The sequence below is a fragment of the Pseudomonas jinjuensis genome, assembly GCF_900103845.1.
Taxonomy (GTDB): Bacteria; Pseudomonadota; Gammaproteobacteria; order Pseudomonadales; family Pseudomonadaceae; genus Pseudomonas; species Pseudomonas jinjuensis.
In genome coordinates this window covers 16332-30275 of the sequence record NZ_FNIJ01000013.1, presented here as the reverse complement: position 1 = coordinate 30275, position 13944 = coordinate 16332, and the positions used below count along the sequence as shown (strand labels likewise).

Sequence of the window (13944 nt, the reverse complement as noted above, 5' to 3'; positions counted from 1 at the left end):
ATTTCCTGTTGAAAGCCCTGTGCGCAGCCTGTAGCTGGACTGTGCATGCTCATCCACATCCCGCGTTGTTCCTGGGCTGCAGCGTTTCGTCCACTTTCTGCACCACGGCCCTGAGATTGTCCCCGGATAGTGTTGAGCCTTCTGTGGATAAGCTGTGTGGGGATCGCCCGGGGGCACTCCCTGTAACGCCTGCCGAGGGTTGTTCGTTTTTTGCCCAGGAAATTGCCGAAGGTCTTGTCTTTCAAGGGTTTTCCCGGATGGGGAAAAGCCATCCGGATTGTTCACAGGGGCTGTGGAGCGGGACGTAGGCAAGCTGTGGAAAAGATGTTGGCACAGTTCTACATGACGCAGCAGGCGGGGCTCGGGTGAGGTTGGTTGTTTTTTGTACGGCCGGGGCCGTATCTGCGGTTATGGGGGCTCTGGGATCTGTTCGCGAGCAAGCTCGCTCCTACGCGGGTACGAGCTGGCCGCTTTTGTAGGAGCGGGCCATGCCCGCGACCCGCCGTGCTGTCGCGCGCATGGCGCGCTCCTACAAATGTCACCCCCGCTCTTGTAGGAGCGAGCTTGCTCGCGAATGGCCCTGTGCAGATTTCCCCGTTATCTGTTGAAGCCGCTGTGAGCCGTCTGTAGCAAGCCTGTGTGTACATCACTGGAATCCGCGTCCTGCGTGGCCTCCACAGAGTTGGCTAAATTTTGTCCAGTGCGTCGGAGACTGTCCCCGAAAGCTGTTGAGCCAGCTGTGGATAACCTGTTGGACAAATGCTCCAGGCCGCGCCTGCCAAGGTCTCGCCACGGCTGTTCGTTTTTTGCCCGGAAATCTGGCGAAAACCGCGCCGTACAAGCCTTCCTGCGCAATACCGAATACCCGGCGGCTTGTTCACAACCACTGTGGAGCGAAGCGCCGGCAAGCTGTGGAAAACCTGTTTTCATCCCCCTGCAGAGCACGGCTGGCGGGGGCTCGCCGAAGCTGACGGTTTTTTGCTCAGGACGCCCCGGGAGCCCTGCCTATACTTCGAGAATCCTGGAAGTGGAGGTGCCCATGTCGAGCTACTCGGTAGAACAGATTCGAACGGTGGCCCTGGTCGGCCACGGTGACAGCGGCAAGACCCTGCTGGCGGAAGCCCTGCTGCATCGCAGTGGCGCGATTCCCGCGATGGGTTCGCTGGAGCGTGGCGATACGCTGTGCGATTCCGATCCCATGGAGCGCGACTATCACCACTCGCTGGCTGCCGCCCTGGTGCATTTCCGCCACGAGGATGCGGAAGTCCACCTGATCGATACCCCCGGCTATCCCGATTTCATCGGCCACGCCCTGCCGGCGCTGGCGGCGGTGGAAACCGCGCTGGTGGTGGTCAACGCGCAGAACGGCATCGAGCTGACCACCCGCCGCATGATGGCCTGGGCCGGCGAGCGCAAGCTGTGCCGGATGCTGGTGGTGAACAAGATCGACGCCGAGCGGGTCGACCTGCCCGGCTTGCTGGCCAACCTGCGCGAGGCGTTCGGCAAGGAGGTGCTACCGATCAACCTGCCGGCCGACGGCGGCAGCAAGGTTGTGGACTGTTTCTTCAATCCGGCCGGCGAGTCGGATTTTTCGTCTGTGGAGGAGGCGCACCAGGCGCTGGTCGACCAGGTGGTGGAGGTCGACGAGGAGCTGATGGCGCGTTATCTGGAGCAAGGGGAAATCCGCCCGGAGGAGTTGCACGAGCCCTTCGAGCGGGCGCTGCGCGAAGGGCACCTGATTCCGCTGTGCTTCGTTTCCGCGCGTAGCGGGGCAGGGGTGCAGGAGCTGCTGGACGTGCTCGCCCGCCTGGCGCCGAATCCCACCGAGGGCAATCCGCCGCTGTTCCATATCACCGACGACAGCGGCAGGACCCGCGACTTCCGCTCCCGCCCGGACCCGGAGGCGCATGTGCTGGCGCATGTGTTCAAGGTGGTGGTCGACCCCTTCGTCGGCCGCATGGCGGTATTCCGCGTGCACCAGGGCACGCTGCGCCGGGAGATGCAGCTGTTCGCCGGCGAGGGGCGCAAGCCGTTCAAGGTCGGCCACCTGCTGCGCATGCAGGGCAGGAAGTTCGAGGAGGTGCCGGAGCTGATCCCCGGCGACTTCGGCGCCCTGACCAAGGTCGAGGAGGTCGAGTACGACGTGGTCCTGCACGATTCCCACGACGAGGACCATATCCACCTCAAGCCGCTGGATTTCCCCACGCCGATGCAGGGCGTGGCGATCCAGGCCAGCCGTCGCGGCGACGAGCAGCGCCTGGCCGAGGTGCTGCAGCGCCTCCTGGTGGAAGACCCCTGCGTGCAGCTGGAATACAACGGCGCCACCCAGGAGACCGTGCTGCGCGGCATGGGCGAGCTGCACCTGCGCTACCTGCTGGAGCGCCTGACCGGCAGCTACAAGCTGGAGGTGACCACCAGCCCGCCGAGCATCGCCTACCGCGAGACCGCCACGCGCCCGGCGGAAGGCCATTCCCGGCACAAGAAGCAGACCGGCGGGGCCGGACAGTTCGGCGAGGTCTTCCTGCGCCTGGAGCCACTGCCGCGCGGCAGCGGCTTCGAGTTCGTCGATGCGATCAAGGGCGGGGTGATTCCCGGGCAGTTCATCCCCTCGGTGGAGAAGGGCGTGCGCTCGGCGCTGGCCGCCGGGACCCTGGCGGGTTTCCCGGTGGAGGACGTCAAGGTCACGGTCCACGACGGCAAGAGCCACTCGGTGGATTCCAAGGACATCGCCTTCCAGGCCGCCGGACGCAAGGCCATGCTCGACGCCCTGCGCAACGCCGGGCCGATCGTGCTGGAGCCGATCGTCAACGTCGAGGTGACCACGCCGGAAGCGCGGGTGGGCGACATCACCTCCGACCTGACCACCCGCCGCGGGCAGGTGCTCGGCACCGAGTCGCTGTCGGCCAGCGTGGTGGCGATCCGCGCCCAGGTGCCGCTGGCGGAGCTGGACGGCTATGGCAACCGGCTGAAGTCGATCACCCAGGGGCAGGGCTTCTTCAACGTCGAGCCGAGCCACTACGCGGCGGTGCCGCAGGATGTGCAGCAGCGGCTGGCGAGCGGGTACAAGGCGGTGCAGGAGGAGGATTGAGTGGGCGTTGGAGGCGGAAGGGGCGGGCTTTTGTAGGAGCGGGCCATGCCCGCGACATCGGCGGCGCCGGCATTTCGCGGGCATGGCCCGCTCTTACGGTAGACCGTAGGATGGGACGAGCGAAGCGATTCCCATCGATGGGTATCGCAAGCTCAACCCATCCTACGGCCTCAGGCTCGCGTCCTGACGCGGCAATCAATACTCGATCACCACATCCCCTTTCGGCACGCTGCAGCACGACAGGATGTAGCCCTCGGCCAGGTCTTCGTCGGTGATGCCGCCGTTGTGCTCCATCTCCACCTCGCCGGAGCGCTTCATCACCTTGCAGGTGCCGCAGATGCCCATGCCGCAGGCCTTGGGAATGTGCAGGCCGACCTTGGCGGCGGCGGTATGCACGGTTTCGCCGGGGGCGACGCGGACGCTCTTGCCGGTTTCGCTGAACATCACCTCGTGCAGGTCGCCGGCGGCCACTTCGGCAGCCTGGGCGGCGGCTTCGGCGGCCTGGTCGCGCACTTCCTCGCGGATTTCCGGCGGCGTCGGGCCGAAGGCTTCCTCGTGGTAGCGCTGCATGTCGAAGCCGACCGCTTCCAGCAGGCGCTTCACCGCGCTCATGTAGGGCGTCGGGCCGCAGCAGAAGATCTCGCGCTCCATGAAGTCCGGGGCCATCAGGTCGAGCATCGGCTTGCTCAGGTAGCCGCGATAGCCGGACCAGGTCTCGCCGATCTCGTACTTCTCGCAGACCAGGTGCAGCTTGAAGTTGGCAATCCGCGAGGCCATGTGGCGCAGCTCGCGGTGATAGATGATGTCCTTCGGCGTGCGCGCGCTGTGCACGAACACCATGTCCACCTCGCCGTTGGTATCGAAGAACCAGCGCGCCATGGACATCACCGGGGTGATGCCGACGCCGCCGGAGAGGTAGAGCACCTTGTCCGCCGGGAAGTCGATGGCGTTGAAGCGCCCGACCGGGCCGTGCACCGCCAGCTGGTCGCCTTCCTTGAGGTTGTCGTGGATCCAGTTGGAAACCTTGCCGCCCGGCACGCGCTTGATGGTCAGGGAGAAGGAGTAGGGCACCGAGGGCGAGCTGGAGATGGTGTAGGAGCGCATGATCGGCTCGCCATCGATCTCCAGTTCCAGGGTGACGAACTGTCCGGGCTTGAAGAAGAACATCAGCGGCTGGTCGGCCGCGAAGCAGAAGGTGCGCACATCCGAGGTTTCCTGGATCGCCTTGACGCAGCGCACCATATGGCGGCCGTTGCTCCAGGTCTGGGTATTCACCGGGTTCAGGAAGTTGCTCGCCATGGTCTTCTTCTCCGCGCACGCTGGCCGGATGCCGGCCTTCTTTCTTGTAGGGTAGGCCACGCCGCCCGGGGACTCGTCATCACCGCGAACGCAGGAACCCGATGATTCGGCGGCATGCCTGCATGGAACCGATTGTGCGCACACCCGCGTGCGCTCATTTACCTGCCTGCGACATCTACATGCTTATCGCGACCTGCCGCGCCCCATGTGCCCTGGAGCGTCGCCAACTGTTGCCGGCATGTCGCCCGTGGGCAAGGCCGTCGCCCGGCACGGCCGCAAACTGGTTCCCAGCCGAAACAAGAAGACTGCATAACGACGGCGCCTCGGCACGCCGCCCTGCCCTGCGTGGCACACCGTATCAGCCACTTCAATTCGCCGGCAGCCCGCGGCTGCGGCACGAGGACTTACCGATGGATGTCACTTCTACCCTGAGTCTTGGCGATCCCCTTGAACCGGCCCGCAAGGCCACCGCCGAGATGCTGCGTACCCGCGACCATTCCTTCTCGCTGCCCCAGCCGTTCTACAACGACGAGCGCCTGTTCCAGATCGACATGCAGGAGATCTTCCTGAAGGAATGGCTGATCGCCGGCATGACCTGCGAAATCCCCGCCAAGGGCAACTTCCTCACCGTGCAGATCGGCGACAACCCGGTCATCGTCCTGCGCGGCGCCGAGGGCAAGATCCACGCCTTCCACAACGTCTGCCGCCACCGCGGTTCGCGCCTCTGCGTGAGCGACAAGGGCAAGGTCGCCAAGCTGGTCTGCCCCTACCACCAGTGGACCTACGAGCTGGACGGCCGACTGCTGTTCGCCGGCACCGAGATGGGCGACGACTTCGACATGAAGGACTACAGCCTGAAACCGGTGAACGTGAAGACCGCCGGCGGCTACATCTTCATCTCGCTGGCCGAGAACCCGCCGGCCATCGACGACTTCCTGCGTACGCTCGAGCACTACATGGAGCCGTACGACATGGAGAACGCCAAGGTCGCGGTGCAGACCACCCTGCGCGAGAAGGCCAACTGGAAGCTGGTGCTGGAAAACAACCGCGAGTGCTACCACTGCAACGGTTCGCACCCGGAACTGCTGAACACCCTGCTGGAGTGGGACGACGTCACCGACCCGCGCGCCAGCCAGGCGTTCAAGGACCAGGTCGCCGCCTGCACCAAGGCCTGGGACGAGGAGAAGATCCCCTACGCCCACGCCAGCTTCGGCCTGCGCAACCGTATCGTGCGCATGCCGCTGCTGCAGGGCACCGTGTCCATGACCATGGACGGCAAGCAGGGCAGCAAGAAGCTGATGGGCCGCATCAAGAACCCGGACCTCGGCTCCATGCGCATCCTCCACCTGCCGCACTCGTGGAACCACTGCATGGGCGACCACATGATCGTCTTCACCGTGTGGCCGATCAGCGCGCAGGAAACCGTGGTCACCACCAGGTGGCTGGTGCACAAGGATGCGGTGGAAGGCGTCGACTACGACGTGGCGCGCCTGCGCGAGGTGTGGGACGCCACCAACGACCAGGACCGCCGCCTGGCCGAGGAAAACCAACGCGGGATCAACTCCACCGCCTACCAGCCGGGCCCGTACTCGAAGACCTACGAGTTCGGCGTGATCAACTTCCTCGACTGGTACAGCGAGCGCCTGCTGAACAACCTGGGCGAGGAGTCCGCCCACGTGCGCAAGGTTTCCGGCGAGTAACCCCCCAACGCCCCCTGCATGGGGGCGTTCCCTTTTCCGAGGAGGAACCCGCATGGACAGCCTGCTCTTCTACGGCAGTTCGGCATTCGTCACCGCCCTGGTGGCGTGGAACCTCGTCGCCTGCTGGCGCGGGCGCTGACTTCGCCGCCGGCGTTGGCGCTTTTTGTAGGAGCCAGCTTGCTGACGATCCACGGTTTCGTTCGTGCCACGGTGTCGGCGGGCAAGCGCGGCTGATCGCCAGCAAGCTGGCTCCTACAGGTTCGTGCCGCATTCACGTATCACCTTTCCATCGTTCCCACGCTCCCGCGTGGGAATGCATCCCTGGACGCTCCTGCGTCCGCATTACATCCGGTCGCGGGCATGGCCCGCTCCTACAAGGAAAGCCCGGTGCCGGACCTGTAGGAGCGGGCCATGCCCGCGATTCTTTTCGCCCCGCGCTCCCGCGTCCGCCCGCCCGTATCCGCCCACGACGCAAACGCTGTCGCCCACGTCGCCCCGTTGACGCTTTCGGTACGACCCTGGTCGTTTTCGAAGCGGGTCGCCTGTCGCCCCGGGGATATTCTGGCTCAAAGCGTCGGCACCAGACCGGCGCGCCCAGCCTGAAGAAGGGGTATGCCAGATGAGCCCAGCAGAACTGCACGCCGACAGCATCGTCATCGACGGTCTGATCATCGCCAAGTGGAATCGCGAACTGTTCGAAGACATGCGCAAGGGCGGCCTGACCGCGGCGAACTGCACCGTGTCGGTGTGGGAAGGCTTCCAGGCCACGGTGAACAACATCACCGCCAGCAACAAGCTGATCCGCGACAACAGCGACCTGGTGATCCCGGTGCGCACCACCGCCGACATCCGCAAGGCCAAGGAGCAGGGCAAGACCGGCATCCTCTACGGCTTCCAGAACGCCCACGCGTTCGAGGACCAGATCGGCTACGTCGAGGTGTTCAAGCAGCTCGGCGTGGGCATCGTGCAGATGTGCTACAACACCCAGAACCTGGTCGGCACCGGCTGCTACGAGCGCGACGGCGGGCTCTCCGGCTTCGGTCGCGAGATCGTCGCCGAGATGAACCGCGTCGGCGTCATGTGCGACCTGTCCCACGTCGGCAGCAAGACCTCCGAGGAAGTCATCCTCGAATCATCGAGGCCGGTCTGCTACTCCCACTGCCTGCCGTCCGGCCTGAAGGAACACCCGCGCAACAAGTCCGACGAGGAACTGAAGTTCATCGCCGACCACGGCGGCTTCGTCGGCGTGACCATGTTCGCGCCCTTCCTCGCCAAGGGCATCGACTCGACCATCGACGACTATGCCGAAGCCATCGAGTACGTGATGAACATCGTCGGCGAGGACGCCATCGGCATCGGCACCGACTTCACCCAGGGCCACGGCAAGGACTTCTTCGAGTGGCTGACCCACGACAAGGGTTACGCCCGCCGCCTGACCAACTTCGGCAAGATCGTCAACCCGCTGGGCATCCGCACCGTCGGCGAATTCCCCAACCTCACCGAAACCCTGCTCAAGCGCGGCATGCCCGAGCGCGTGGTGCGCAAGGTGATGGGCGAGAACTGGGTTCGTGTCCTCAAGGACGTCTGGGGCGAGTGACCCCAGCGCCTGGCGGGTGCAACCCGCCAACCAAACCAATAACAACCCACCGAATCCCGGGAATCCCACCATGGCCAAGCATGCACCCGAACTGCCCATCGAAGTCGACAGCGAAACCGGTGTCTGGACCACCGATGCCCTGCCGATGCTCTACGTGCCGCGGCATTTCTTCGTCAACAACCACATCGGGATCGAGGAAGAGATCGGCGCCGAGCGCTATGCGGCGATCCTCTACAAGGCCGGCTACAAGTCCGCCTGGCACTGGTGCGAGAAGGAAGCCGAATGCCATGGCCTGGTCGGCGTCGAGGTGTTCGAGCACTACATGAAGCGCCTGTCGCAGCGCGGCTGGGGCCTGTTCGAGATCGAGCAGATCGACCTCGACAAGGGCACCTGCCAGGTCCGCCTGAAGCACTCCGCGTTCGTGTACGTCTACGGCAAGGTCAATCGCAAGGTCGACTACATGTTCACCGGCTGGTTCGCCGGCGCCATGGACCAGATTCTCCAGGCCCGCGGCAGCGACATCCGCACCGTCGCCGAGCAGGTGTACAGCGGCGCGGAAGAAGGCCACGACGACGGCCTGTTCATCGTCAAACCGATCTGAGTAGGAGCGGGCCATGCCCGCGAATCGCGGCCACGGGCCGCGCCTACAACAATAAAAGTGATTCCGTGAGGATGCCGCAATGGCCTTCGAAGCAATGTTCCAGCCGATCCAGATCGGCAAGCTGACCATCCGCAACCGCGTACTCTCCACCGCCCACGCCGAGGTCTATGCCACCGATGGCGGCATGACCACCGAGCGTTACGTGAAGTACTACGAGGAGAAGGCCAAGGGCGGCATCGGCCTGGCCATCTGCGGCGGTTCCTCCGTGGTCGCCATCGACAGCCCGCAGGAATGGTGGAGCTCGGTGAACCTGTCCACCGACCGCATCATCCCGCACTTCCAGAATCTTGCCGACGCCATGCACAAGCACGGCGCCAAGATCATGATCCAGATTACCCACATGGGCCGCCGCTCGCGCTGGGACGGCTTCAACTGGCCGACCCTGATGTCGCCGTCCGGCATCCGCGAGCCCGTGCACCGCGCCACCTGCAAGACCATCGAGCCGGAAGAGATCTGGCGCGTGATCGGCAACTTCGCCCAGGCTGCGCGTCGGGCGAAGGAAGGCGGGCTGGACGGCGTCGAGCTGTCCGCCGTGCACCAGCACATGATCGACCAGTTCTGGAGCCCGCGCGTCAACAAGCGGACCGACGAGTGGGGCGGCAGCTTCGAGGGCCGCATGAAGTTCGGCCTGGAAGTGCTCAAGGCCGTGCGCAAGGAAGTCGGTGACGACTTCTGCGTCGGCATGCGCATCTGCGGCGACGAATTCCACCCGGACGGCCTGTCCCACGAGGACATGAAGCAGATCGCCAAGTACTACAGCGACACCGGCATGATCGACTTCATCGGCGTGGTCGGTTCCGGTTGCGACACCCACAACACCCTGGCCAACGTCATCCCGAACATGACCTATCCGCCGGAGCCGTTCCTGCACCTGGCGGCCGGCATCAAGGAAGTGGTCAACGTGCCGGTGCTGCACGCGCAGAACATCAAGGACCCGAACCAGGCCACCCGCATCCTCGAAGGCGGCTACGTGGACATGGTCGGCATGACCCGCGCGCACATCGCCGACCCGCACCTGATCGCCAAGATCAAGATGGGCCAGGTCGACCAGATCAAGCAGTGCGTCGGCGCCAACTACTGCATCGACCGCCAGTACCAGGGCCTCGACGTCCTCTGCATCCAGAACGCCGCGACCTCCCGCGAGTACATGGGCGTGCCGCACATCATCGAGAAATCCACCGGGCCGAAGCGCAAGGTGGTGGTGGTCGGCGGCGGGCCTGCCGGCATGGAAGCCGCGCGGGTAGCGGCAGAGCGCGGCCACGACGTGACCCTGTTCGAGAAGAAGGACCAGCTCGGCGGGCAGATCACCACCGCTTCGAAGGCGCCGCAGCGCGACCAGATTGCCGGCATCACCCGCTGGTACCAGCTGGAGATCGCCCGCCTCGGCGTCGATCTGCGCCTGGGCACCGCGGCCGACCCGGAAACCATCCTCGACCTGCGCCCGGACGTCGTGGTGCTGGCCAACGGCGGCCATCCGTTCCTCGAACAGAACGACCACTGGGGCGCCGCCGACGGGCTGGTGGTCAGCAGCTGGGACGTGCTCGACGGCAAGGTCGCGCCGGGCAAGAACGTGCTGGTCTACGACACCATCTGCGAGTTCAGCGGCATGTCGGTGGCGGACTTCCTCGCCGACAAGGGCGCCCAGGTGGAGATCGTCACCGACGACATCAAGCCGGGCGTGGCCATCGGCGGCACGACCTTCCCGACCTACTACCGCAGCATGTACCCGAAGGAAGTGATCATGACCGGCGACCTCGCGCTGGAGAAGGTCTACCGCGAGGGCGACAAGCTGGTGGCGGTGCTGGAGAACGAATACACCGGCGCCAAGGAAGAGCGGGTGGTCGACCAGGTCGTCGTGGAGAACGGCGTGCGTCCGGACGAGACGCTCTACTACGCGCTCAAGCAGGGCTCGCGCAACAAGGGCCAGATCGACGTCGAGGCGCTGTTCGCGATCAAGCCGCAGCCGTGCCTGGCGGAGAGCGGTGACGGCTACCTGCTGTTCCGCATCGGCGACTGCGTGGCCCAGCGCAATACGCATGCGGCGATCTATGACGCCTTGAGGCTGTGCAAGGACTTCTGACCCGGACGCCAATCCCTGTAGGAGCGAGCTTGCTCGCGATGGCTGACTGACATTCAACATCGTCGTCGACGGTTACACCGCGATCGCGAGCAAGCTCGCTCCTACATGAGTCTCGGCCAGCCTGCGTCTTTTGCGTTTCGATGAGTTCGATAGGAGCCATCATGTTGAACACCCTTCTGCCGCTGCTGCTCTTCGCTGCCCTGGCCCTTGCGGCCATCGGTGCGCTGAAGCGCTTCCTCATGTGGCGCCGCGGCCGGCCGTCGAAGGTCGACTGGATCGGCGGCCTGCTGAAGATGCCGCGTCGCTACCTGGTGGACCTGCACCACGTGGTCGAGCGCGACAAGTACATGTCCAGGACCCACGTGGCGACCGCCGGCGGCTTCGTGCTCGCCGCGGTGCTGGCCATCCTCGTGCACGGCTTCGGCCTGCACAGCCGGGTTCTCGGCTTCGCCCTGCTGGCGGCTACCGTGCTGATGTTCGTCGGCGCGCTGTTCGTCGCCAGGCGCCGTCTCGACCCGCCGTCGCGGCTGTCGAAAGGCCCGTGGATGCGCCTGCCGAAAAGCCTGCTGATGTTCGCCGCGAGCTTCTTCATCGCCACCCTGCCGGTCGCCGGGATTCTTCCGGAAGGCTTCGGCGGCTGGGTACTGGCGGCGATCCTCGCGGTGGGCGTGGCCTGGGGCGTGTCCGAGCTGTTCTTCGGCATGACTTGGGGCGGCCCGATGAAGCACGCCTTCGCCGGTGCCCTGCACCTGGCCTGGCACCGGCGTTCGGAGCGCTTCGGTGGCGGCCGTTCCACCGGCCTCAAGCCGCTGGACCTGGCCGACCCGATGGCGCCGCTGGGCGTCGAGAAACCCACCGACTTCACCTGGAACCAGCTGCTCGGCTTCGACGCCTGCGTGCAGTGCGGCAAGTGCGAGGCCATGTGCCCGGCCTTCGCCGCCGGCCAGCCGCTGAACCCGAAGAAGCTGATCCAGGACATGGTCATCGGCCTGGCTGGCGGCAACGACGCGAAATTCGCCGGTTCGCCTTATCCGGGCAAGCCGCTCGGCGAGCACAGCGGCGGTCCGCACCAGCCGATCGTCTCGCTGGAAGGCAAGGCCCTGGTGGATGCCGAGACCCTCTGGTCCTGCACCACCTGCCGCGCCTGCGTCGAGGAATGCCCGATGATGATCGAGCACGTCGATGCCATCGTCGACATGCGCCGCCACCTCACCCTGGAGAAGGGCGCGACCCCGAACAAGGGCGCCGAGGTGCTGGAAAACCTGATCGCCACCGACAACCCCGGCGGTTTCGCTCCCGGCGGCCGGCTGAACTGGGCGGCGGACCTGAACCTGCCGCTGCTGAGCGAGAAGAAGCAGGCCGACGTGCTGTTCTGGGTCGGCGACGGCGCCTTCGACATGCGCAACCAGCGCACCCTGCGCGCCTTCGTGAAGGTCATGCGCGCGGCCAACGTCGACTTCGCCGTGCTCGGCCTGGAAGAGCGCGACAGCGGCGACGTGGCCCGTCGCCTGGGTGACGAGGCGACCTTCCAGACCCTCGCCAAGCGCAACATCGCGAGCATGGCTCAGTACCGTTTCAAGAAGATCGTCAGTTGCGACCCGCACAGCTTCCACGTGCTGAAGAACGAGTACGGCGCCCTCGGCGGCAACTACGAGGTGCTGCACCACAGCACCTTCATCGACGAGCTGGTGCAGGCTGGCGCGCTGCAACTCGGCCAGAGCAAGGCTGCTAGCGTGACCTATCACGACCCGTGTTATCTCGGCCGCTACAACGGCGAGTACGAAGCGCCGCGCAACGTGCTCAAGGCCATCGGCATCGAAGTGAAGGAGATGCAGCGCTCCGGCTTCCGTTCCCGCTGCTGCGGCGGTGGCGGCGGCGCGCCGATTACCGACATCCCCGGCAAGCAGCGGATTCCGGACATGCGCATGGTCGACATCAAGGAGACCGGCGCGGAACTGGTGGCCGTGGGCTGCCCGCAGTGCACCGCGATGCTCGAAGGCGTGGTCGCCCCGCGCCCGGAGATCAAGGACATCGCCGAACTGGTCGCCGAGGTCCTCATCGAGGCCACCGAGGTGCCGGCAAAAAAGCCGTCGCTGGCCAAGCGTGAAGAAGCGGTGGAGGTGCATTGATGAAGCAGCACCTGTCGTTCCCCGTAGGGCGCATAACCGTTCGCGGTTATCCGCCGATCCCCCGCGCCGCCGAATCGGCGGATAACGCGGAGCGTTATTCGCCCTACACCTGCCTGGAGGCTCAAGCATGAGCGACATCATCCGCCGCGATCCCCGCGCCGAGTGGATCGCCCGCAACCGCCTGCACCCGCTGCACCAGGCCATGCAGGCCGCGAAAGGTGGCGAGGCGCGCTGGATGGGCCCGAACGGGCTGATCCGCAAGAACCCCCATGCGGTCGGCTTCATCGGGCCGAATGGAGTCAAACGAATCGATCGCTCCGGCAGCCAGCAGGGCGTCGCCGGCAAGCGTTCCGCCGCGGCCGAAGTGGTGCAATTGCCGCTGCATGTGGTCGAGCAACCGGCCTTCGTCATCGCCGTGGTGCCGGACATGGTCGGCGGCCGCCTCTCCAGCCACGACCGCGACCTGCTCGGCCTCGCCAACAAGCTGGCCGGCGCTGACGGCGCGGTACTGGCCGTGGTGTTCGGCGAACACAAGGAGTCCGCCTTCGACACCGCCGGCATCGACCGCCTGCTGCTGCTCGATGGCGAGCAGTACGAAGGCTACGCCCCGGAGCAGCGCGTTCTCGCCCTGCGCGCCGTGGAAAGCCAGTTCAGCCCGCGCCACTGGCTGCTGCCCGACAGCCGCAGCGGTGGCGGCGAACTCGGCCGCCGCCTGGCCGCCAGCCTCGGCGAGCGCCCGGCGACCCGCGTCTGGCAGGTCGACAGCGAACGCTGCACCGGCCGCGCCGGCGCCGGCCAGCAGGACATCCAGCGGCCGCTGGCACGGCTGATCCTGGCCGCCGCCGAGTGCGCCGAGCCGGTCAGCGAAACCCGTCACGAGGTGCGCCCGGTCGAGCTCGACGGCAACGTCGCGCGCAACCTGCCGCGTATCGAGGACCTCGGTCCGGTGGCCGTGGACCCGGCGCAGATCCCCATGGCCGAGGCGGAGTTCATCCTCTCCGGCGGCAACGGGGTGAAGGATTGGGACCTGTTCCACAAGGCCGCCGTTGCGCTGGGCGCCACTGAAGGCGCGTCCCGCGTGGCGGTGGACGACGGCCACATGCCGCGCAACCGCCAGGTCGGTGCCACCGGCACCTGGGTCACCGCGCGGGTCTACCTCGCCGTGGGGATTTCCGGCGCCATCCAGCACCTGCAGGGCATCGGCGCCTGCGACAAGGTGGTGGCGGTAAACATGGACCCCGGCTGCGACATGATCAAACGCGCCGACCTCTCGGTGATCGGCGACTCGTCGGCGATCCTCCAGGCGCTGATCCGCCTGGCCGAGGAATATCGCAATGGAGCGGCGCGCGATGCGGCCTGATGCCTCCGGCTTCTTCGTAGGGCGCATAAA

The 13944-nt window shown here is 65.8% G+C and carries 9 protein-coding genes; 8 read left to right on the top strand and 1 reads right to left on the bottom strand.

What is annotated here, in order from left to right; all coding sequences use genetic code 11:
- Positions 1–1039: 1039 nt before the first annotated feature.
- Positions 1040–3088 (top strand): elongation factor G, encoded by a 2049-nt coding sequence (fusA, locus tag BLR75_RS18145; protein ID WP_084312070.1) that lies wholly within the window; start codon positions 1040–1042, stop codon positions 3086–3088.
- Positions 3089–3283: 195 nt separating this feature from the next.
- Here the strand turns inward: fusA and gbcB are convergent, their stop codons facing one another.
- Positions 3284–4387, bottom strand: a complete 1104-nt coding sequence (gene gbcB, locus BLR75_RS18140) for a glycine-betaine demethylase subunit GbcB (RefSeq protein ID WP_084312071.1) — start codon at positions 4385–4387, stop codon at positions 3284–3286.
- A gap of 410 nt (positions 4388–4797) precedes the next feature.
- Between gbcB and gbcA the strand changes: the two genes are divergently transcribed.
- The 7 genes from gbcA to etfA all read left to right on the top strand — a co-directional run bounded on the left by gbcA (position 4798) and on the right by etfA (position 13914).
- Positions 4798–6087, top strand: a complete 1290-nt coding sequence (gbcA, locus tag BLR75_RS18135; RefSeq protein WP_084312072.1) for a glycine-betaine demethylase subunit GbcA — start codon at positions 4798–4800, stop codon at positions 6085–6087.
- A 619-nt stretch (positions 6088–6706) separates the two neighbouring features.
- On the top strand, positions 6707–7684 hold the full coding sequence (locus BLR75_RS18130; protein WP_084312073.1) for a dipeptidase: 978 nt from the start codon (positions 6707–6709) through the stop codon (positions 7682–7684).
- 70 nt (positions 7685–7754) lie between these two features.
- Positions 7755–8285 (top strand): DUF5943 domain-containing protein, encoded by a 531-nt coding sequence (locus tag BLR75_RS18125; RefSeq protein ID WP_084312074.1) that lies wholly within the window; start codon positions 7755–7757, stop codon positions 8283–8285.
- Between the two features lie 79 nt (positions 8286–8364).
- Positions 8365–10425 (top strand): dimethylglycine demethylation protein DgcA, encoded by a 2061-nt coding sequence (dgcA, locus tag BLR75_RS18120; protein WP_084312075.1) that lies wholly within the window; start codon positions 8365–8367, stop codon positions 10423–10425.
- Positions 10426–10586: 161 nt separating this feature from the next.
- The gene (gene dgcB / locus BLR75_RS18115) at positions 10587–12554 is read left to right on the top strand and encodes a dimethylglycine demethylation protein DgcB (protein WP_084312076.1); all 1968 of its coding nucleotides are present in this window, start codon (positions 10587–10589) and stop codon (positions 12552–12554) included.
- Complete coding sequence (locus tag BLR75_RS27215) at positions 12554–12685, top strand: hypothetical protein (protein ID WP_255312793.1); 132 nt, start codon at positions 12554–12556, stop codon at positions 12683–12685. The genes dgcB and BLR75_RS27215 overlap by 1 nt, the downstream gene beginning before the upstream one ends.
- Positions 12682–13914: an electron transfer flavoprotein subunit alpha gene (gene etfA / locus BLR75_RS18110; protein WP_084312077.1), complete on the top strand. Its 1233-nt coding sequence runs from the start codon at positions 12682–12684 to the stop codon at positions 13912–13914. Before BLR75_RS27215 ends, etfA begins: the two co-directional genes overlap by 4 nt.
- The last annotated feature ends 30 nt before the right edge of the window (positions 13915–13944 follow it).